Here is an 18,280-nt window from a genome sequence, read left to right as displayed (position 1 = left end):
TCGACCGGAGGGAGTGTCGTATGACCGGCCGGCAGGGACGTGTCTGGCTCGCCGTCACAGCGCTGGTGGTGCTCCTGGTGGTGGCCGGCGTGGCGCTGGCCGCTCGGGGCGACAGCCGCCCGACGGCCGCTCCGGCCGGCCCGTCCGCCACCGCCGCGTCACCGGCCGGCGCCTCACCGGCCGGTGCGTCCCCGGTCGACGCGTCGCCCTCCGCCGTGCCACCCGTCGTCGTGCCACCCGTCGTGGTGCCCGGCCGGCCGGGGGAGCCGGCGGCCACCCGCGCCGCCCAGGAGGTCCGGGACGCCGCCCCGCCGCGCTACAACGGCCTCGACGTCTGGTACGTCCGGATGATGATCCCGCACCACCAGCAGGCCGTGGAGATGGCGACCCTCGCCCCCGACCGGGCCGCCGACCCCCGGGTACGCGCCGTCGCCGACCGCATCCGGGCCGCCCAGGGGCCCGAGATCGGGGTGCTCCGCGGCTGGCTGGGCGCGCGGGGGCTGCCCGCCGAGGTCCCCGGGCACGACCACGGCACGATGCGCGGGATGCAGTCCCCCGAGGCGGTGCGGCAGCTCGCCGCCGCCCACGGCGCGGACTTCGACCGGCTCTTCGTGCGGATGATGACCGCCCACCACGAGGGCGCGGTCGTCATGTCCACCGACCTGCTCAAGGTGGGCGTGGACCAGACCCTCCAGGAGTTCGCCAACGCCGTCGCCGTCGAGCAGTCCGCCGAGATCACCCGCCTCCGCGAGCTGATCACGCCCTGAGCCCTGGTCGTCGTGCGTCGTCGCGGAATCTTGGACACTTACCGTTCGCTGTGAACGGTAAGTGTCCAAGATCGCGCCGCTGTCCGTGATCACGGGTGCGGGCGCGGTAGGACCAGGCGGCGAGGAACAGGCCGATGCTCCAGACCAGGAACTGCGGGATCCCGTAGACGACGATCCACGGGCTGAAGATGCCGTCGTCGGTGAAGTTGCCGGCCACCAACGGGGGGACAGGCGCTTCGGTTCGCTCATTCACCATGCCGCCAGCCTGTCCGCCACGCCGGCCGGTGGGTGATCACCCGCGCTGGTGAACGCCCTCCCTCTCCCCGGTGATGGGGACCTCGCCGCCGCAGGCGCCGTCGTGGTCGGCCGGGCGGGCGCAGCGGGCCTCGCCGGGCACCTGGGCGTCACACCAGATCCGGGTACGCACGAACTGCCGGTCCTCCTCGCTGAGCGTGGTCTCGCCGAAGTCGATGGCGGTGACGTGGCCGAGCGAGTCGCGCAGCGCGACGGTCAGCGCGGTGGCCTCGACGAGCCGGGTCAGCGTGGTGGGCAGGTGGATGATCCAGCGCGGCTCGGAAGCCGCGTCGGTGGCGTCCATGGCTCTCCCTGGGAGCGATCGAGGGTGGCGCCGAGGCGGGCGGGGGCGGCCGGCGCGACCGCGCGCCCGAGCCGGTCGGAGCCCGGCACCCGCCCCGGGCCTGTCGGTGGCAACTGCTGCCGGGGCTGTGGTCGGAGCAGCGGGACGGCCGGGCCGCCGGACGCCGCTCCGAGAGGTGACGCCGCAGTGCCTAGCTGGGAGCCGCCTCGCTCACGAACCATACCGACAATACTGGTAAAGTCAACGATGCTCTTGAAGTCCTCCCGCACGGCGTGATCAGATGGGCGTGCCTAGCTGGGAGTACTTCGCATGCCCGCACCACGGAAGTTCGAGCCGCATTACCGGCGGATCATCGCCGACATCAGGGGTCGCATCGCCTCGGGCGAGTGGCCGCCGGGCCACAAGCTGCCGTCGACCAAGGCGCTGGCCGACCTCTACGAGGTCGGCAGCCAGTCCACGGTCCGGCAGGCGATCACGATCCTGATCGAGACCGGGGAACTGTACGGGCACCAGGGGCTGGGCGTCTTCGTGGCAGACCCGTCCTCGTAACGGGGTGGGCATCGACGTGCGGGGCGCCCCGTACCCTGGCTGACCGTGGACCGCATCGTCTTCGGCCGCCCGCTGCGCAGCGTCGCGTTCGACACCGCCGTCTCCGGGCTGGTGGCTCTCGTCGCCCTCCTGGGGATCGTCGCCCAGCCCGGCGGCGTGGCGGGCGCGGCCGTCGGGATCGCGATGGCGCTGGTCCTGCTGTTCCGGCGGACGCACCCGTCGGCGGTGGCGGCCGGGGTGGCCGTGCTCGCGCTGCTCCAGGTGGTCGTCGGCTGGGGTCCGCTGGCGTACGACATCGGCGTGCTCATCGCCCTCTACAGCGTGGTCAAGTACGCCGACCGGCTGCGCGACGGGGTCCTGGCCGGGATCGTCGCCGCGATCGGCGTGGTGCTCGCCGCCGCCCAGATGCCCGCGCAGGCGCCCTGGTGGGCCGGCGCGCTCTACTACGGCCTGGTCACCGGGGCGGTGTGGTTGGTCGGGCTGAACGTGCGGACCCGCCGGCTCTACGTGGTGAGCCTGGAGGAGCGGGCCACCACCCTGGAACGGGAGCGGGAGGCCGAGGCCCGGGCGGCGGTCGCCGAGGAACGCACCCGGATCGCCCGTGAGCTGCACGATGTCGTCGCGCACAGCATGGCCGTCATGATCGTGCAGGCCGACGGGGTGCGGTTCACCATCGACCGCGACCCGGACACCGCGCGGGAGGCGGCCAAGGTGGTGGCGGACACCGGCCGGCAGGCGCTGGAGGAGATGCGGCGCCTCGTCGGCGTACTCCGGGAACCGAGCCGGCCGGAGCCGGCGGCCGCGCCGGCCGTGGCGGCCGAGCCCGACGGTGGCGTGTCCGCCGAGCCGGCGCACCGGCGGCCGGCCGTGGTCGAGCTGCCCGACCTGCTGGACCGCTTCCGCGCCGCCGGCCTGCGGATCACCGACACCGCCACCGGCACGCCGGTCGCCCTGCCGCCCGGCCTGGAGCTGACCGTCTACCGGGTGGTGCAGGAGAGCCTCACCAACGCGCTCAAGCACGCCGGCGTGGGCGCGGCCGTCGAGCTGCGCCTCGACTGGTCCGCGGACGCCGTCGTGGTCCGGGCGGTCGACGACGGGCGCGGCCGTCCGGTGGTCCGGCCGGCGCCGTCCGGCGGGCACGGCCTGGTCGGCATGCGTGAGCGGGTCGGGGTGTACGACGGCAGCCTCGCCGCCGGCCCCACCCTGGGCGGGGGCTGGCGGGTCGAGGCGCGGCTGCCGCTACCGTCGGCGTCGGGCACCGAGGAAGGGAAGGCGGCGGCATGACCGTCCGGGTGGTGATCGTTGACGACCAGGCGCTGGTGCGCGCCGGGTTCCGGATGGTGCTCGACTCCCAGCCCGACCTCGCGGTGGTCGGCGAGGCGATCGACGGCGCGGACGCGCTGCGGGTGCTGGACCGGGTCGAGGCCGACGTGGTGGTGATGGACCTGCGGATGCCGACCATGGACGGGGTGGAGGCGACGAAGCGGATCTGCGCCCGGCCGGCCGGACGCCGCCCCCGGGTGCTGGTGCTCACCACCTTCGACACCGAGGCCGACGCGTTCGCCGCGCTGCGCGCCGGAGCCAGCGGCTTCCTGCTCAAGAACGTCCCGCCGGAGGATCTGCTCGCCGCCATCCGGGTGGTCGCCGAGGGCGACTCGGTGGTGGCCCCGCCGATCACCCGGCGCCTGCTCGACCGGTTCGCCGGGCAGCTCGGGCCGGCGCCCACCGAGGACCCGCGGCTGGCCCAGCTCACCGAGCGGGAGCGGGAGGTGCTGCTGCTCGTCGCGCAGGGGCTCTCCAACGCCGAGATCGCCGCCCGGGTGCACGTCGCCGAGGCGACGGTGAAGACCCACGTCGGCCGGATCCTGGCCAAGCTCCAGCTCCGCGACCGGGTGCAGGCCGTCGTGCTGGCGTACGAGAGCGGCCTGGTCACCCCGGGCGGCTGACCCGGCGTACGACCTGGGTCGTACGGGTCCACCCGGTCGGGGGCGACCACCGGCGTACCGAGGTCGAGCGCGCAGGTGGAGATCACCGGCGGGGTGCCGCGCCTAGCGTCGGAAGGGTCTTCAGGACCCGGTCCGACAGGAGCACCACGTTGTCACCAACCACCACCACCGGCGTCGCCGTCACCGCCCGTGAGCTGCGCAAGGAGTACGGCGGCGGGCTGTCCCGCGTCGTGGCCCTCGACGGCGTCGACCTCGACCTGGCCGCCGCCCGGTTCACCGCCGTGATGGGCCCGTCCGGCTCCGGCAAGTCCACCCTGCTGCACTGCCTCGCCGGCCTGGACCGGCCGTCCGCCGGCAGTGTGCGCATCGGCGAGGCCGACCTGGCCCGCCTGGACGACCGCCGGCTGACCCGGCTGCGCCGCGACCGGATCGGCTTCGTCTTCCAGAAGTTCAACCTGCTGCCCACCCTCACGGCCGAGGAGAACATCGTGCTGCCGCTGGCCATCGCCGGCCGGCGGCCCGACCCGGAGTGGCTGCGCCAGGTGGTGACCGCGGTGGGTCTCGCCGACCGCCTCCGGCACCGGCCCGCCGAGCTGTCCGGCGGCCAGCAGCAGCGGGTCGCCGTCGCCCGGGCCCTGGTCACCCGGCCCTGGGTGATCTTCGCCGACGAGCCCACCGGCAACCTGGACTCGCGCTCCGGCGCGGAGGTGCTGCGGCTGCTCCGCGAGGCGGTGGACACGCTCGGCCAGACCGTGGTCATGGTGACCCACGACCCGAAGGCCGCCGCCCATGCCGACCGGGTGGTCTTCCTCGCCGACGGGCGGCTGGTCGACGAGCTGCACGCCCCGACCGCAGGCCAGGTCCTCGACGCGCTCACCCGGCTCGAGGCCGGCGCGTCGCTGGCGGGGCGGTGACCTGAGATGTTGCGCCTGACCCTGCGCCAGATCCGCGCCGACGGGCTGCGCCTGCTGCTCTCCTCGCTGGCGATCGTCCTCGGTGTCGCCTTCGTGGCCGGCACCCTGATGCTCACCGACGGCATGCGCGCCGGGGCGTACGACCGGGCCGGCGCCTTCGACCGGCACACCGACCTGGCCGCGTACGCCGATGACACGCCGCTGGCACCCGCCCTGGTCGACCGGGTGCGCGCGGTCGACGGGGTGGCCGCCGCCGAGGGGGAGCTGACCGGCACCGCCGGTGTGGTGGGCGCCGACGGGCGGCCGGTGCTCGGCTACGCCGTGCTCGCCGCGATCCCGACCGACCCGGCCCTCCAGTCGTACGACGTCGTCGCCGGGCGGCTGCCGCAGCGGGCCGGCGAACTGGTGCTCGACGAGGAGACCGTCGCCGACCAGCACTTCGCCCTCGGCAGCCCGGTACGGGTCGGCGGCAACGGCGGGCCGGCCCGGCCGTACACCCTGGTCGGCACGGTCGACGTGGCCGGCAGCTCCCGCGACGTCGGCGGCCCGTTCATCGGCCTGGCCGGCCCGGACGCGCTCGCTGTGAGCGGGGAGCGCGGCTACGGCCGGATCATGGTGGCCGCGCGGCCCGGCGTGGACCGGGCGGCGCTCGCCGACCGGGTCCGCGCCGCGGTCGGGCCGCAGGTCGCGGTCCGCGACCGTGCCGCGATCCTCGACGAGGCGGTCGCGGACGCGGTCCGCGACCGGCGGCAGTTCGAGCTGTTCCTGGGCACCTTCGCCGCGGTGGCGGTGCTGGTCGCCGGCTTCGTGATCGCCAACACCTTCGCCATCGTGCTGGCCCAGCGGTCCCGGCGGACCGCGCTGCTGCGGCTGGTCGGCGCGACCCGTGGGCAGGTCTACCGGGCCGCCCTCGGCGAGGCGGCGCTGACCGGGCTGGTCGCCTCGGCGGCCGGGGTGCTCGCCGGGGTGGGCCTGTCCGCCGGTCTCGGCGCGCTGCTGGCCACGATCGACGCACCGGTCACCGGCACGCTCACCGTCACCGCCCGGACGGTGCTGCTCTCCCTCGGGCTCGGGACGCTGCTGACCGTGGTGGCCGCCGCCGTGCCGGCCTGGCAGGGCACCCGGGTCGCGCCGGTGGCGGCGCTGACCGACGCGGCCGTGCAGCCCGCGGGGCGGGCCGGCCGGGTGCGGCTCGCGGCCGGGGCGCTGGTCCTCGCCGCCGGGGTGGCCGCCCTGGCCGGCGCCGGGGCCCTCGGCCAGGTGCCACTGGTCGCCGCCGGTGGGGTGCTGGCCTTCCTCGGCATCGTGCTGTTCGGCCCGGTGCTGGTGCCGGCGCTGGTCCGGATGCTCGGCCTGCCGGCCCGCCGGCTGCTCGGCGTACCGGCCGCGCTGGCCGTGGCGAACGCCGTACGCAACCCGCGTCGGGTGGCGGCCACCGCCACCGCCATGGTCATCGGCATCGGCCTGGTCTCCGCGTTCGTGGTCGGCGCGGGCAGCGCGAAGGCCGGCATCGAGCGCGCCGTGGACGCGCAGATCGGGGTCGACTTCGTGGTCACCGGGATCGGCGGGGACCTGCCGGCGCCGCTGGCCGGGGAGCTGGCCGCCCGGCCGGAGCTGGGTGTGGTGCACGAGCAGCGCAGCCGTGTGGTGGACGGGATCGAGGTGCGTGCCGCCCACCCGGCGCTGGTCCGCCGGACGCTGTCCGCCGTGGACGCCGGGGACCCGGCCGCCCTCGGTCCGGGCACGGTGCTCGTGCACCGCGAGCTGGCCGCGGCCCGCGGCTGGTCGGTCGGCAGCAGCGTCCCGCTCGCCGGCCGGACGTTCCGGGTGGCCGCCGTGGTGGCCGACGACAACCCGGCCCGGGCCGGCAGTCCGGTGCCCGCCGGGCACGTGGTGGACGTCGCCGACGCCGACTTCGCCCGCCTCTTCCCGGCCGAGCGCGGTTACCTGGCCGAGGTCGACCCGGCCGACGGGGTCTCCACCGACGCCGCCCGGGTTGCCGTCGAGTCGGTGCTCACCCGGTATCCGACGGTCAACCTGCTGGACCAGGCGGCCTACAAGAAGATGCTCACGGGCACGGTGGACCTGGTGCTCGGCTTCGTCACCGCGCTGCTCGGCCTGGCCGTCGTGATCGCGCTGGTCGGCGTGGCGAACACGCTCACCCTCTCGGTGGTGGAGCGGACCCGGGAGAACGCCGTGCTGCGCGCCGTCGGCCTGACCCGCGGCGGGATGCGGGCGGTGCTCGCCGTCGAGGCGGTGCTCACCGCGCTGGTCGGCACGCTGCTCGGCGTCGCCCTGGGCACCGGGGTGGCCGCCGGCGGGATGGCCGTGCTGGCCCGGATCGGCGGGGACTTCACCCTGGTGCTGCCCTGGGGGCGGCTCGGCCTGATCGTCGCGGTGGCGGTGGTCGCCGCGCTGGCCGCCTCGATCTTGCCGGCCCGGCGGGCACTGTCCCGGCCGGTGGTGGCGGCCCTCGGCGCGGAGTGAGCGCCGGGCGCGCGAGACGCGTCGAGCCGGTCCCGCGACAGCCGCGGGGCCGGCTCGACCCGCTCCGGCGCCTCCGGGTCCCGGTACTGCCCGGTCCGGGTGTCGCCGGTCCGGGTGCTGCGGGGTCGGGGTGTCGCCGGGTCAGCGCTCGGACACCGGCTGGGCTCCGCCGCCGTCGCCCCCGCCGTCGCCGCCGTCCGCGGGAGCGGTCGTGGTCGTGGTCGTCTCGGTCGGCGCGGTGGTCTCCACCGGCGGCGTGGTGGTCGGTGCCGTGGTCGGCGCGGTCGGCATTGTCGACGGGACGTCGGACGGGCTCGGCTGGGCCGATCCGCTCGCGGACGGGCTCGGCGTCGCCGAGGCCGAGCTCGACGGCCGGCCGGTGGGGTGCACGGGGCGGTAGTCGTCGTCGCCCCCGCCCGTCGGCGGCCCCTCGGTGACCGCGGCGTCCGCGACCGAGTTGCTCGGGGCAACAGCCGGCGCCGTCGTGTCGAGCCGGGTGGCCGGAGCGTCGGCGTTCTTGGCCGCGCCCAGGGCGGCGCCCAGCGCGGTCAGCGCCACCAGCACCGCCGCCCCCGCGCCGACCAGCGTGCCCCGCCGGCGCGGCCGGCGGGCCGGCGCCACCAGGGCCCCCGGCGTGGCGGCGGTGAGGTCGTCACGGGTGCGGCTCGATCCGGTCGCGCCGCGCAGCGTCATCGGCACCACGGCGGTGGGCGACTCGGAGCCGGCCGCCCGGGCCGCCTCGGCCATTGCGGCGGCGGTGGGGAAGCGATCCGCCGGGTCCTTGGCCAGGGCCCGGGCCACCAGGTCGCGGACCGGCTGCGGGATCTCCACCGGCAGCTCCGGCGGCTCGTCGTCGAGGTGCCGGACCGCCACCTGCAGGGGGTTGTCGCCGGTGAACGGCGGGCTGCCGGTGAGGCAGCAGTAGGCCACCGCGCCCAGCGCGTAGACGTCGGTGGCGCCGGAGACCGGCCGCCCGGCGGCCTGCTCGGGAGCCATGTAGAGGGCCGTGCCGGGCACCGCGTTGGTGCTGGTGATGCTGGTCACATTGGTGGACCGGGCCACCCCGAAGTCGACCAGCACCACGGTGCCGTCGTCCTGCACGAGCAGGTTGCTCGGCTTCACGTCCCGGTGGACGATGCCCCGGGCGTGCGCCCCGTGCAGGGCCTGGGCCACCTGCGCGACGATCGACATGGTCTCGCCGACACCGAGCTGCCCGGCCGCCTCGATCCGCCGGGAGAGCGGCTCGCCCGCGACGAACTCCATGACCAGGTAGTCGGCCCGGCTGCCGTCGGGCAGCTCGTCCTCGCCGCAGTCGAAGACCTGGACCACGCCGGGATGGCGCAGCGACGCCATGATCCGCGCCTCGGAGCGGAACCGGGCGATGAAGTCGGGGTCGGAGACCAGCGCGGGCAGCAGGACCTTCACCGCGACCGGACGGCCGAGCACCAGGTCCGTGGCACGCCAGACGTCGCCCATGCCGCCGGTGGCGACACGGTCATCAAGGCGGTACCGACCGCTGAGTACGACGTCGGAAGTCAACACGTCAATACCGTACCCAGAGCGGCCCCGGAGTATTTCCCGCGATCTCTCCCGTCACGACCGGCGGGCGGCCTGAGGCGCCTGGTCCGAACGGTCAGCCGCCCCCGGACCGATCGGCTGACCGTGACGAATCGCGTACGATCGGGCAGGAAAATGTGCCCGGAGGTTCGTGTGTCCGCCTCCGGCCTGGTGTTTCGTCCCGGTTTCCGGGCGCGGGAGCGCCGTGCGGGTCGTATTCGTTACGCCGACGCGCCGCGCCGGACCGTAGACAATTTTCACTCTTTCTCCGGCGGGCGACACCTTGTCGAACCCACCGACCGCTCCTAGCGTTGGCCCGACTCCCGGCCGCCCCACGACGCCGGTACGGTATGTCCGCCGACGGCCGTCCTTACACACGGCGGTGTCCAAACGCGCGCCCGCACTCCGCTGCTGGCGCCGATCAGGTCAGCGGGGGACTGATGGTGCGGGTGGAGGTCCGGTCGTCCGACCGGGCGGACGTCGGGCACGCCGGCACCGGTGGGCGCCGGTGCCGGGAGTCGGCACGGCGGGAACGGCGGATCCATGACCGGTGAGCTGAGCGAGGCGGTCAGCGCCGCGCAGGCGGGCGACGAGGAGGCCTTCCGCTTCCTCTACCGCAGCCTCCAGCCCGGCCTGCTGCGCTACCTCACCGCCCTGGTCGGCGCCGACGCCGAGGACGTGGCCTCGGAGACCTGGCTGCAGATTTCCCGCGACCTGCCCGGCTTCACCGGCGGCGAGTTCCGCGCCTGGACGGTCACCATCGCCCGCAACCGGGCCATGGACCACCTGCGCCGGCAGCGCCGGCGGCCCGCCCTGCCGGTGCCCGTCCAGGCGCTCAGCGAGCTGGCTGGGGACGCGGACACGGCCGAGCGGGCCGGCGAGACCATCGGCACCGAGAGCGCCCTGGCGCTGATCGCCAGCCTGCCGCCCCGCGAGGCGGAGGCGGTGCTGCTGCGTGCCGTGATCGGGCTCGACGCGGAGACCGCCGGGCGGGTGCTCGGCCGGCGGGCCGGCGCGGTGCGCACCGCCGCCCACCGGGGGCTGCGGCGCCTGGCCGGGCTGCTGGAGCGGGCCGAGGAGGATCAGCCGGTGGACCGGACCGGGGGAGCGGCGGCGCCCCGCGCCCGTACGGGCCGGGGACGGCAGGCGCCGCAGGCGCCCAAGGCCGAGCCGGCGGACGGCTGACGTGGAGGGAAACGGGATGAGTTCTGGCCGGTCCGACTGGCCCGCCGATCGGGCGGAGTCGGAGCGCCTCCTCGACGCGGCCCGCGCCGGGACACCGCCGGAGGCTCCGGCCGACCCGCTGGCGCACCTGCTCGCCGCGGCGGCCGCCCCGGGCACCGCGGCGGAACTGAGCGGCGAGGAGCGGGCGCTCGCCGCGTTCCGGGCCGCCCGGGCCAACCCTGCCCCGGCCGCGGCGCCCCGGCCGCGCCGCCGCTTCCGGGTCGGTGCGGTCCTGGCCGGGCTCGCCGCCACCGCCACCGCCGGGGTCGCGGTCGCCGCGGTGAACCTCGACCTGAGCCCGGAACCGGCGCCGCCGCCGGCCCCGACCACGCCGGGCGGCAGCACCGGCGGCGCGAACGACCCGGGCTCCCCGACGCCCTCCGGGGGCGCAAGCCCGACCGGCGGCCCCTCCGGCGGTGTTCCGTCCACCGCACCGACACCCGGCGGCTCCGGTGGGCCCGGCAAGCCGGCGAGCGCCGGGAATCTCGCCGGGCACTGCCGGGCCTACCTGGCCAAGTCCGAGCAGCAGCGGGCCAAGGCGCTGGAGAGCCCCGGGTTCGCCGACCTGGTGACCGCCGCCGGCGGCGCCGACCGGGTGGAGAGCTACTGCCTGGCGCTCGTGCCGGAGAAGTCCCCGGAGCCGAAGTCGGAGCCGAAGCCGAAGCCGGAGCCGAAGGTGAAGTCGACGCCGAAGTCGAAGTCGACCTCGAAGTCGGAGCCGGCATCGGCGTCGAAATCGACGTCCAGGGCGGCGTCGAAGTCGGAGTCGAAGTCCGAGCCGAAGTCGAAGCCGACGCCGTAGTCGTGAAGCGGGTGCGACGCGGCGGGCCGCCGTACCCGCGGCGGCGCACCCGCCCTCCGGAAGGCGGCGCGCCGCCCTCCGGCCGCTCAGCCGGCGCCGCAACCGGATTCCGGACAAAAATTCATCTCCTCGGGCGCGCGGATTCCGTCTGCTAGACAGAAGATGGTGGGACCCGCCGACGCCCGGCCGCCACGGCACGGGCGCCGGCCGACAGCGTGGTCGCCCGCCCCGGGGAGAGGAGCCGTCTCTTGGTGATGTCGCCGGAGTTGGACCGGACCACCGTGCTGGGCGATGAGGCGGCGGCCCGCGGGCACCTCGCCAGGATCTGCTTCAAGACCGGGCCACCCACCCTGACCGGCATCGAGCTGGAATGGACGGTGCACGACGCCGCGGACCCGACCCGCCCGGTCGACCGCGAGCGACTGCGCCGGGCGTTGGGACGGCACAGCCCCGTCACCCTCGACCCCACCAGCCCGGCCGCCGGGCTCCGGCGCGGTGGCACCGTGACCGTGGAGCCGGGCGGGCAGGTGGAGATCTCGTCCACGCCGCGACCGTCGGTCGCCGCGCTCATCCTGGCCACCGAGGCCGACCTCGCCGAGCTACGGGCCCTCCTGGACGCCGCCGGCCTCGTCCTGGGCCGCACCGGCATGGACCCCTGGCGCCCCCCGCGCCCCGTCGTGGAGACCCCGCGCTACCGGGCCATGCGCTCCGTCCTCGACCGGCACGGGCCGGCCGGCCGGGCCATGATGTACAGCACCGCCGGGCTCCAGATCTGCCTGGACGCGGGCGAGCCGGACGGGCTGGCCGAGCGGTGGGCCGCCGCGCACGCCGTCGGGCCGCCGCTGCTGGCCGCCTTCGCGACCGCCGACCGGCACGCCGGGCGGACCACCGGCTGGGCCTCCACCCGGATGGCCGCCTGGCTGGCCATCGACCCGGCGCGCACCCGGCCGGTCTGGTCCCCGGCGCGGGCCGACCAGGATCCGGTCGCCGCCTGGATCGGGTACGCCCTGGCCGCGCCGCTGCTCTGCGTCCGCGGCGAGGGTCCGGACTGGACGCCGCCGGTGGGCGTCACCTTCGCCGACTGGCTGGCCGGGGCGCTGCCGCACCCGCCGACCACGGACGACCTGGAGTACCACCTCAGCACGCTCTTCCCGCCGGTGCGCCCGCGTGGCTACCTGGAGGTCCGCTACCTGGACGCCCAGCCGGGTCGGGAGTGGACCGTGCCCCTGGCGGTGCTGGCGGCGCTCTTCGCCGACCCGGCCACCACCCGGGACGCCCTCGCCGTCGCCACCCCGGTCGCCGACCGGTGGTCCACGGCGGCCCGGCGCGGGCTGGCCGAGCGGCCCCTGGCCACCGCCGCGGCGGCCCTGTTCGACCTGGCTCTGGCGGCCCTGCCCCGGCTGGAGCTGCCGGCCGGGATCCACGACGAGACGAGCCGAGCGATCCGGCGGCGCCGTGCCGCCGCGGAGAGGGGACAGCGGTGACCACGACCGACCGGCCGGCGGCCGAGGGCGAGCAGTTGCGCAGCCGGATCGCGGCCGAGCTGGAGCGCACCCGCGCCCGCACCGCCCTGCTCACCGACGCGGTGGACGACGACGACCTCGTCCGGCAGCACTCCACGCTGATGTCCCCGCTGGTCTGGGACCTGGCACACGTCGGCAACCAGGAGGAGCTGTGGCTGGTCCGCGACGTGGGCGGGCGCGAGCCGGTGCGCCACGACATCGACGACCTGTACGACGCGTTCAAGCAGCCCCGCAAGGACCGCCCGGCCCTGCCGCTGCTGCCGCCCGCCGAGGCTAGGGCGTACGTGCGCACCGTCCGGGACAAGGTGTACGACCTGCTGGACGGGATCCGGTTCACCGAACGGAAGCTGATCGAGGACGGCTTCGCGTTCGGCATGATCGTCCAGCACGAGCAGCAGCACGACGAGACGATGCTCGCCACCCACCAGTTGCGCGCCGGCGGCCCGGTGCTGGACGCCCCGCCGCCGCCGGAGCCGCGCGTCCACGTGGGCGGCGAGGTGCTGGTGCCCGCCGGGCCGTTCACCATGGGCACCTCCACCGACCCGTGGGCGCTGGACAACGAGCGACCCGCGCACACAGTGGACCTGCCGGCGTACGCCATCGACGCGGCACCGGTCACCAACGGGCAGTACCGCGCCTTCCTCGCCGACGGCGGCTACGACGAGCCGCGCTGGTGGAGCGCGGCCGGCTGGCGGCACCGGGTCGAGGCCGGGCTGAGCGCACCGATGCACTGGCGGCGCGACGGGGACGGCTGGGCGTACCGCCGGTTCGGGCGCTTGTCGCCGGTGCGCGACGACGAGCCGGTCGTGCACGTCTGCTTCCACGAGGCGGAGGCGTACGCGGCCTGGGCCGGCAAGCGGCTGCCCACCGAGGCGGAGTGGGAGAAGGCGGCTCGCTGGGATCCGGCGACCGGCCGGTCCCGCCGCTACCCGTGGGGCGACGCGGACCCGACGGGCGCGCACGCCAACCTGGGGCAGCGGCACCTGTGGCCGGCGCCGGTGGGCGCGTATCCGGAGGGGGCCTCGCCGCTCGGCGTGCACCAGCTCGTCGGCGACGTCTGGGAGTGGACCTCGTCCACGTTCCGGGGCCACCCGGGCTTCGTGGCGTTCCCCTACCGCGAATACTCGGAGGTCTTCTTCGGCGACGACCACCGGGTGCTGCGCGGCGGCTCGTTCGGCACCGACCGGTCGGCCTGCCGGGGCACCTTCCGCAACTGGGACTACCCGATCCGGCGGCAGATCTTCAGCGGTTTCCGCTGCGCCCGCGACGCCCGCCCCGAGGAGGCGGCGTGACGGGAGGCGCCGCCTGATGTGCCGCCATCTGGCGTACCTCGGTCCGCCGGTCAGCCTGCGGAGCCTGCTCTTCGATCCGCCGTACGGGCTGCTGCGGCAGTCCTGGGCGCCCCGCGACATGCGCGGCGGCGGCACGATCAACGCCGACGGCTTCGGGGTCGGCTGGTACCCGGGCGGCGGCGACCCGGTCCGCTACCGGCGGGCGCAGCCGATGTGGAGCGACACCACCCTGCCGGAACTGGCCGCCGCGACGGTCGCGGGCGCGGTGCTGGCCGCCGTCCGCTCCGCCACGGTCGGCATGCCGCTGCACGAGACGGCGGCCGCGCCGTTCGCCGAGGGGCGCTGGCTGTTCAGCCACAACGGGGTGGTCCGTGGCTGGCCGGACAGCCTGGTCCCGCTGGCCGGCGGGTTGCCCGTCCGCGACCTGCTGACCCTGGAGGTGCCGAGCGACTCGGCGCTGCTCTGGGCGCTGGTCCGGCACCGGCTGCGCGCCGGCGCCACGCCCGCGGAGGCGGTGGCCGACACCGTCGCGGCGGTCTCCGCGGCCGCCCCCGGATCGCGGCTGAACCTGCTGCTCACCGACGGCGCCACGGTGGCGGCCAGCGTGGCCGGGCACGCGCTGTCGATACGCCGTACCCCGGATTCGGTGCTGCTCGCCTCCGAGCCCTCCGACGACGACCCCGGCTGGCGGCCCGTGCCGGACGGCCGGCTCGTGGTGGCCACGGCCACCGGGCTGGACGTCCGGGAGCTGACGGTCGCCTGACATCCCGTTTCCCACACCGGTAGGAACAGGAAGGACTGCTGATGAGCGCGGAGCCACTGGAGATCCACCTGGAGGAGCAGGACCTCGACCGCGGCCTGCGGGAGGACGTCCGGGCCGGCCTGACCGCGACGCCGAAGTGGCTGCCACCGAAGTGGTTCTACGACGCCCGGGGCAGCGAGCTGTTCGAGGAGATCACCCGGCTGCCGGAGTACTACCCGACCCGGGCCGAGCGGGCGGTGCTGGCCGCGCACGCCGACGACATCGCCGCGCTGACCGGCGCGAAGACCCTCATCGAGCTGGGCTCCGGCTCGTCGGAGAAGACCCGGCTGCTGCTGGACGCCTTCACCCGCCACGGCGACCTGGGCAGTTTCGTGCCGCTGGACGTCTCGGTCAGCGCGCTGCGCGGGTCCACCGAGCAGATCGCCGCCGCGTACCCCGGGCTGCGGGTGCGCGGCATCGTCGGCGACTTCACCCGGCACCTGGACCGGCTGCCCACCGGTGGCCGGCGGCTGGTCCTGTTCCTCGGCGGGACCATCGGCAACCTGCTGCCGGCGGAACGGGCGGAGTTCCTCACCGCGATGCGCGCGGCGCTGGAGTGCGGCGACTGGCTGCTGATCGGCACCGACCTGGTGAAGGACCCGGCGGTGATCGTCCCCGCCTACGACGACGCGGCCGGGGTGACCGCCGAGTTCAACCGCAACGTGCTCCGGGTGATCAACCGGGAGCTGGGGGCGGACTTCGACCCGGCGGCGTTCCGGCACGTGGCGGTCTGGGATCCGGAGCACGAGTGGGTCGAGATGCGGCTGCGGGCCGAGCGCGCAGTCCGGGTGCGCGTGCTCGACCTGGACGTCGGGTTCGCCGCCGGCGAGGAGCTGCGGACCGAGGTCTCGGCCAAGTTCCGGCCGGAGGGGATCGCCCGGGAACTGGCCGCGGCCGGATTCGTCCGGCAGGCGTTCTGGACCGACCCGGAGGGGCTGTTCGGCGTCAGCCTGGCCCGGGCCGACTGAGGCCTCGGTGAGCCTGTTCACCCGGCGCGGCCCGCCCGCCGATGATCGGCTAGGCTGGGCGGCGCGAAGGGGAGTAGCCCCCAATGTCGTGGTCGACATACTGATGCGTTCCGCATCCGGCCACGCGGCCCCGGTCCGCCGGGGCGGGCGAGACCTTCGACTCAGGCTGTCGCAGCCGGGTCGAGGGCGCCCCTGTACCTCCTCCCGGCTTGATCGGGAAGGTTCACATGGACGGTTTCCTCGTCGCGCTGGTGGTCAGCTTCGGCGTCATCTTCGTCGCCGAGCTGGGCGACAAGTCCCAGCTCATGGCCCTGACGTTCGCCACCCGCTTCCGGCCGCTGCCGGTGCTCATCGGCATCACCGTCGCCACCGCGATCGTGCACCTGGCCTCGGTCGCCATCGGGTACGGCCTCCACGCGGCCCTGCCCACCGAGTGGATCTCGCTCGTCGCCGGCCTGGCGTTCCTCGGCTTCGGCGCCTGGACGCTGCGCGGCGACAAGCTGACCGAGGAGGAGAAGCGCAAGGCGGAGAAGAGCAGCCGCAACGCGATCGTCGCCGTCGGTGTGGCGTTCTTCCTGGCCGAGCTGGGCGACAAGACCATGCTCGCCACCATCACCCTGGCCACCAAGTACGGCTGGTTCGGCACCTGGCTCGGTTCGACCCTCGGCATGGTCGCCGCCGACGCCCTGGCGATCCTGGTGGGCCGCCTGCTCGGCCGGCACCTGCCGGAGAAGGCCATCCGGTACGGCGCCGCCGTCCTCTTCGCGATCTCCGGCCTCTGGCTGGTCCTGGAGGCGGTCGCCGAGCTGACCTGAGCCCACCGCCCGGTTCCGCCGCACCCGGTGGTGGCGGAACCGGCCGCGGATGATCGAGGACCGCGTCCGCGGGGTATGCACATTCCGGCGACGCCGCGGCGGGTGATGACCACCGCCTGGCGTGCGCCACGAGAGGAAACCGGACGACCGGGAGGTCCCGCGCATGAGCAGGCACGACGAGCCCAACGAGTACGGCTTCGCCGGGGGCGCCACGGCTCCCGAGCCGCCGGCGGGCGGGCGCCCCGACGAGCAGGACCGGGTCGAGGAGATCGCGGTTCCGGGCGACGACCTCACCGAGCCGGTGGCGGACGCGCTGGAGGAGGAGACCGACGGGCGCGTCGAGGAGCGCCCGGCCGACCGCCGCCGCTGAACCGGCACGCGCCGGCCGCCCCTCCGAGCCACCCCGTGCGGGTTGTGGCGCGGGGAGCGGCCGGCGCGTGGGTCAGGCCGGCCGCTCCTGGTAGACGTCCGGGACGCCGTCGCCGTCGGAGTCGCGGCTCTCCCGCTCGCTGATCCGCCGGTAGACCCGGTTGCGCCGGATCAGCACCGTCGAGGCCAGCCCGGCGGAGACCAGCGAGCCGAGCAGTACGGCCGCCTTCACCCGCTCGTCCTCGGGGCTGCCGGGCCCGAACGCCAGCTCGCCGATGAGCAGCGACACGGTGAAGCCGATGCCGGCCAGCAGGGCCAGCCCGGCCAGGTCCGCCCAGGTGATCTCCTCGTCGAGTTCGGCCCGGGTGAACCGGGCCAGCAGGAACGTCGAGCCGAACACCCCGACCGCCTTGCCGAGCACGAGCCCGGCGGCCACGCCGAGGACCACCGGGTCGGCGAGGACCGCTCCCAGGTCGACGTCGACCAGGGACACCCCGGCGGCGAAGAACGCGAAGACCGGCACCGCGAGGCCCGCGGAGACCGGCCGCCAGCGGTGCTCCAGACGCTCGGCCAGCCCCGGCCCGCCGCCCCCGGTCGGCCGTACGGGCACGGTGAAGCCGAGCAGCACCCCGGCCACCGTGGCGTGCACGCCGGAGGAGTGCACCAGCGCCCAGGCGGCCACCGCGAGCGGGATCAGCGCCCACCACCAGGTGTGCCCGCGCCGCACCAGCAGGGCGAAGACGGCGATCGGCAGCACCGCGGCGAGCAGGGGCAGCGGGTGGAAGTCGGCGGTGTAGAAGACCGCGATGATGACGATCGCGAAGAGGTCGTCGACCACCGCGAGGGTGAGCAGGAAGGCCCGCAGTCCCTGCGGCAGGTGTGAGCTGATCACCGCGAGCACGGCGAGCGCGAAGGCGATGTCGGTGGCCGTGGGGATGGCCCAGCCGCGCAGGCCCGTCCCGCCGGCGCTGAGCGTGACCGCGAGGTAGACCAGCGCCGGCACGACCATGCCGCCGAGCGCGGCCACCACGGGCAGCGCCGCGCGGCGCGGGTCCCGCAGGTCGCCGGCCACGAACTCCCGCTTGAGTTCCAGGCCGGCCACGAAGAAGAAGATCGCCAGCAGGCCGTCGGCGGCCCAGGCGGCGAGGCTGAGGTCCAGGTGCAGCCCGGCGCCGCCCGGCCACGGCACCCAGTCGCCGAGCCCGGCGTACGCGGCCCGCCAGGGGGAGTTGGCCCAGAGCAGGGCGATCAGCGCACCGAGCAGGAGCAGTCCGCCGCCGACGGTCTCCGCGCGCAGCACGTCGGCCAGGAAGCGGGCCTCCGGCCAGGACCGGCGGGACAGCAGGCGGGGGGACGGCGAGGGGCGCTGGGTCATGCGTGTCCGTTCCGGAAGAAGGGTCGGCGGAGTCGTCGCCGACCAGACTTCCCGGCACACCAGCTCCGACCCTATCCGGCCGGCCGCCCGGCCGCACCACGCGGCCGAGTCCGGCGTTAACAGGAGGAGGACCGCCGCTCCGGCGGCCTGACGATCCATGGGCTGCCTGGATATGTGCTCCGGAATGGAGGGATTTAGACCGTCCGTGCGGTTCTGATCGTTTACATTCGTCAAGTCGCTTACCGTCATGTATAGGCGTTTTTGATCCTGGCACGTGTACTGGGGTTTCTAG

18 protein-coding genes are annotated in these 18,280 nt (G+C 75.4%); 14 read left to right on the top strand and 4 right to left on the bottom strand.

The window, feature by feature from the left end:
- Nucleotides 1-20 precede the first annotated feature (20 nt).
- Nucleotides 21-767 (top strand): DUF305 domain-containing protein, encoded by a 747-nt coding sequence (locus ABZ452_RS15515; protein WP_357942996.1) that lies wholly within the window; start codon nucleotides 21-23, stop codon nucleotides 765-767.
- On the opposite strand, the gene ABZ452_RS15510 is transcribed toward ABZ452_RS15515, so the two are convergent.
- Nucleotides 757-1,023, bottom strand: coding sequence for a hypothetical protein (locus ABZ452_RS15510; RefSeq protein WP_357942994.1), 267 nt, complete (start codon nucleotides 1,021-1,023; stop codon nucleotides 757-759). The two genes, ABZ452_RS15515 and ABZ452_RS15510, sit on opposite strands and share 11 nt — an antisense overlap.
- Before the next feature lie 36 nt (nucleotides 1,024-1,059).
- The gene (locus ABZ452_RS15505) at nucleotides 1,060-1,365 is read right to left on the bottom strand and encodes a hypothetical protein (protein WP_357942992.1); all 306 of its coding nucleotides are present in this window, start codon (nucleotides 1,363-1,365) and stop codon (nucleotides 1,060-1,062) included.
- A gap of 309 nt (nucleotides 1,366-1,674) precedes the next feature.
- Between ABZ452_RS15505 and ABZ452_RS15500 the strand changes: the two genes are divergently transcribed.
- The 5 genes from ABZ452_RS15500 to ABZ452_RS15480 all read left to right on the top strand — a co-directional run bounded on the left by ABZ452_RS15500 (nucleotide 1,675) and on the right by ABZ452_RS15480 (nucleotide 7,261).
- On the top strand, nucleotides 1,675-1,914 hold the full coding sequence (locus tag ABZ452_RS15500) for a GntR family transcriptional regulator (RefSeq protein ID WP_107078181.1): 240 nt from the start codon (nucleotides 1,675-1,677) through the stop codon (nucleotides 1,912-1,914).
- 39 nt (nucleotides 1,915-1,953) lie between these two features.
- The gene (locus ABZ452_RS15495) at nucleotides 1,954-3,198 is read left to right on the top strand and encodes a histidine kinase (protein ID WP_357943688.1); all 1,245 of its coding nucleotides are present in this window, start codon (nucleotides 1,954-1,956) and stop codon (nucleotides 3,196-3,198) included.
- A complete protein-coding gene (locus tag ABZ452_RS15490) occupies nucleotides 3,195-3,860 on the top strand; it encodes a response regulator transcription factor (RefSeq protein WP_357942990.1) in 666 nt (221 codons plus the stop codon). The genes ABZ452_RS15495 and ABZ452_RS15490 overlap by 4 nt, the downstream gene beginning before the upstream one ends.
- 149 nt (nucleotides 3,861-4,009) lie before the next feature.
- Nucleotides 4,010-4,774, top strand: a complete 765-nt coding sequence (locus ABZ452_RS15485; RefSeq protein ID WP_357942988.1) for an ABC transporter ATP-binding protein — start codon at nucleotides 4,010-4,012, stop codon at nucleotides 4,772-4,774.
- Nucleotides 4,775-4,780: 6 nt separating this feature from the next.
- Nucleotides 4,781-7,261: an FtsX-like permease family protein gene (locus tag ABZ452_RS15480; protein WP_357942986.1), complete on the top strand. Its 2,481-nt coding sequence runs from the start codon at nucleotides 4,781-4,783 to the stop codon at nucleotides 7,259-7,261.
- Between the two features lie 141 nt (nucleotides 7,262-7,402).
- On the opposite strand, the gene ABZ452_RS15475 is transcribed toward ABZ452_RS15480, so the two are convergent.
- Nucleotides 7,403-8,803 carry a serine/threonine-protein kinase gene (locus ABZ452_RS15475; RefSeq protein ID WP_357942984.1) on the bottom strand — a complete coding sequence of 467 codons (1,401 nt, stop codon included), beginning with the start codon at nucleotides 8,801-8,803 and terminating at the stop codon, nucleotides 7,403-7,405.
- A gap of 558 nt (nucleotides 8,804-9,361) precedes the next feature.
- On the opposite strand from ABZ452_RS15475, the gene ABZ452_RS15470 reads away from it, so the two are divergent.
- The 8 genes from ABZ452_RS15470 (at nucleotide 9,362) to ABZ452_RS15435 (ending at nucleotide 16,614) form a co-directional block, all read left to right on the top strand.
- Nucleotides 9,362-10,003, top strand: coding sequence for an RNA polymerase sigma factor (locus tag ABZ452_RS15470; RefSeq protein WP_357942982.1), 642 nt, complete (start codon nucleotides 9,362-9,364; stop codon nucleotides 10,001-10,003).
- A 16-nt stretch (nucleotides 10,004-10,019) separates the two neighbouring features.
- Nucleotides 10,020-10,844, top strand: a complete 825-nt coding sequence (locus tag ABZ452_RS15465) for a hypothetical protein (protein ID WP_357942980.1) — start codon at nucleotides 10,020-10,022, stop codon at nucleotides 10,842-10,844.
- Between the two features lie 248 nt (nucleotides 10,845-11,092).
- Nucleotides 11,093-12,328 (top strand): ergothioneine biosynthesis glutamate--cysteine ligase EgtA, encoded by a 1,236-nt coding sequence (gene egtA, locus ABZ452_RS15460; RefSeq protein WP_357942978.1) that lies wholly within the window; start codon nucleotides 11,093-11,095, stop codon nucleotides 12,326-12,328.
- The gene (egtB, locus tag ABZ452_RS15455) at nucleotides 12,325-13,659 is read left to right on the top strand and encodes an ergothioneine biosynthesis protein EgtB (RefSeq protein WP_357942976.1); all 1,335 of its coding nucleotides are present in this window, start codon (nucleotides 12,325-12,327) and stop codon (nucleotides 13,657-13,659) included. The genes egtA and egtB overlap by 4 nt, the downstream gene beginning before the upstream one ends.
- A gap of 16 nt (nucleotides 13,660-13,675) precedes the next feature.
- Nucleotides 13,676-14,422, top strand: a complete 747-nt coding sequence (gene egtC / locus ABZ452_RS15450; RefSeq protein WP_357942974.1) for an ergothioneine biosynthesis protein EgtC — start codon at nucleotides 13,676-13,678, stop codon at nucleotides 14,420-14,422.
- 41 nt (nucleotides 14,423-14,463) lie between these two features.
- Nucleotides 14,464-15,429, top strand: coding sequence for an L-histidine N(alpha)-methyltransferase (egtD, locus tag ABZ452_RS15445; RefSeq protein ID WP_357942972.1), 966 nt, complete (start codon nucleotides 14,464-14,466; stop codon nucleotides 15,427-15,429).
- A gap of 227 nt (nucleotides 15,430-15,656) precedes the next feature.
- Nucleotides 15,657-16,244, top strand: coding sequence for a TMEM165/GDT1 family protein (locus tag ABZ452_RS15440; protein WP_357942970.1), 588 nt, complete (start codon nucleotides 15,657-15,659; stop codon nucleotides 16,242-16,244).
- A 163-nt stretch (nucleotides 16,245-16,407) separates the two neighbouring features.
- A complete protein-coding gene (locus ABZ452_RS15435) occupies nucleotides 16,408-16,614 on the top strand; it encodes a hypothetical protein (RefSeq protein WP_357942968.1) in 207 nt (68 codons plus the stop codon).
- Nucleotides 16,615-16,686: 72 nt separating this feature from the next.
- Here the strand turns inward: ABZ452_RS15435 and nhaA are convergent, their stop codons facing one another.
- Nucleotides 16,687-17,988 (bottom strand): Na+/H+ antiporter NhaA, encoded by a 1,302-nt coding sequence (gene nhaA, locus ABZ452_RS15430; protein ID WP_357942966.1) that lies wholly within the window; start codon nucleotides 17,986-17,988, stop codon nucleotides 16,687-16,689.
- Nucleotides 17,989-18,280: the final 292 nt, after the last annotated feature.

The organism is Micromonospora sp. NPDC005707 (assembly GCF_040631005.1).
Lineage (GTDB): Bacteria > Actinomycetota > Actinomycetes > Mycobacteriales > Micromonosporaceae > Micromonospora.
Note: the sequence above shows the minus strand (reverse complement) of the source record. Positions and strands in the feature narration are given on the sequence as shown.